Genomic DNA, 1,475 nt, shown 5'->3' on the forward strand with positions numbered 1-1,475 from the left:
CCCCGGGGTCGTCACGGTGGCCGAGGAGTCCACCGCCTGGGACGGGGTCACCCGGGCCACCCACCACGTGGGGCCGGGCGGCTTCGGCGGGCTGGGCTTCGGCCTGAAGTGGAACATGGGGTGGATGCACGACTCGCTGGAGTACATGGCGAAGGAGCCGGTGCACCGCAAGTACCACCACGGCGAGATGACGTTCTCCATGGTCTACGCGTACAGCGAGAACTACGTGCTGCCGATCTCGCACGACGAGGTGGTGCACGGCAAGCGGTCCCTGGTGTCCAAGATGCCCGGCGACTGGTGGCAGCGGCGGGCCAACCACCGGGCGTTCCTGGGCTTCATGTGGTCCCACCCGGGCAAACAACTGCTCTTCATGGGCCAGGAGTTCGCACAGGGGGCCGAGTGGTCGGAGACGCACGGGCCGGACTGGTGGCTGCTCGACTCCACGTACGCGGCGGGGGCCGACCACCGGGGCGTGCGGGAACTCGTCCGCGACCTCAACGCGCGCTACCGGGAGACGCCCGCGCTCTGGGAGTACGACACCGTGCCGGACGGCTTCTCGTGGATCGTCGGCGACGCGGCGGAGGACAACGTGTTCGCCTTCCTCCGCTTCGCCGCCGACGGCTCGCCGCTGCTGGCCGTGAGCAACTTCTCGCCCGTCGTCCGGACCGGGTACCGGCTGGGGGTGCCGGCCGGGACGGCGGTCTGGGAGGAGTGCCTCAACACGGACGCGGCGCGGTACGGCGGCGGGGGCGTCGGCAACCCGGACCCCGTCAAGGCGCTCCCGGTGGGCGGGCACGGGCGGCCGGCGAGCATCGCGCCGACGCTGCCGCCGCTGGCGACGGTGTGGTTCCGGCCGGTGTGAGGGGTGTTCTTTTAGAGGACCGCCGCCGTGAGGGTGCGCAGGTCCTGGACGAGGGGTGGCTCGGGGAGCGGGATCGCGCCGAGGTCCGGGTCGTGGTGCTCGCTGAAGTGGACGACGGGCGGGCCGGGGAGGCCGCGCGCGGCCGTCGAGGCGGCGGCCCGGTCGCCCCACACCCGGTCCGGGACGAAGCCGTGCCGGACCAGTTCGCGGCACCAGAAGGCGGCGTCGTGGTACTCGCCGCGGCAGGAGTGGTCGAGGAACAGGCAGTACTCGGCCGTGCCGTCGCCGGCGCCGGCCGCGAACTGCCACCAGAAGCGGGCGCCGTCGCCGTGGTCGGCGAGGTGCAGCAGGCAGGCGAAGACGCGGGCGCCGGTGCGGCCGGCGCACCGGTCGCGGATGAACCGGTCGAGGTCGCGGGGGGCGTCGGGGGCGCGCAGCACGGCCAGGCTCATGTCGGTGAGGTCCCACCAGGCCCGGTCGGCGTCGGGGGCCGGTTCGGTCCAGGCGGGGGACCAGGCGACGAAGACGGCCGGGGCGGCGGTGCCGCTGCCCGTGGTGTCGCGCGCGCGGGCCGTGCGGCGGGTGCTTGGTGCGGGCGCGGTGGGGGTGGCGG

The 1,475-nt window shown here is 74.2% G+C and carries 2 protein-coding genes; one reads left to right on the plus strand and one right to left on the minus strand.

Annotated features, from left to right (window positions below):
* On the plus strand, positions 1 to 862 hold an 862-nt coding region (locus tag JNW98_RS21730), incomplete at its 5' end, for an alpha amylase C-terminal domain-containing protein (protein WP_223769941.1).
* Positions 863 to 873: 11 nt separating this feature from the next.
* Here the strand turns inward: JNW98_RS21730 and JNW98_RS21735 are convergent.
* Positions 874 to 1,475, minus strand: a 602-nt coding sequence (locus JNW98_RS21735) for a hypothetical protein (protein ID WP_223769942.1), incomplete at its 5' end; no start/stop codon positions are given.

The organism is Streptomyces huiliensis (genome assembly GCF_020037025.1).
GTDB lineage: Bacteria > Actinomycetota > Actinomycetes > Streptomycetales > Streptomycetaceae > Streptomyces > Streptomyces huiliensis.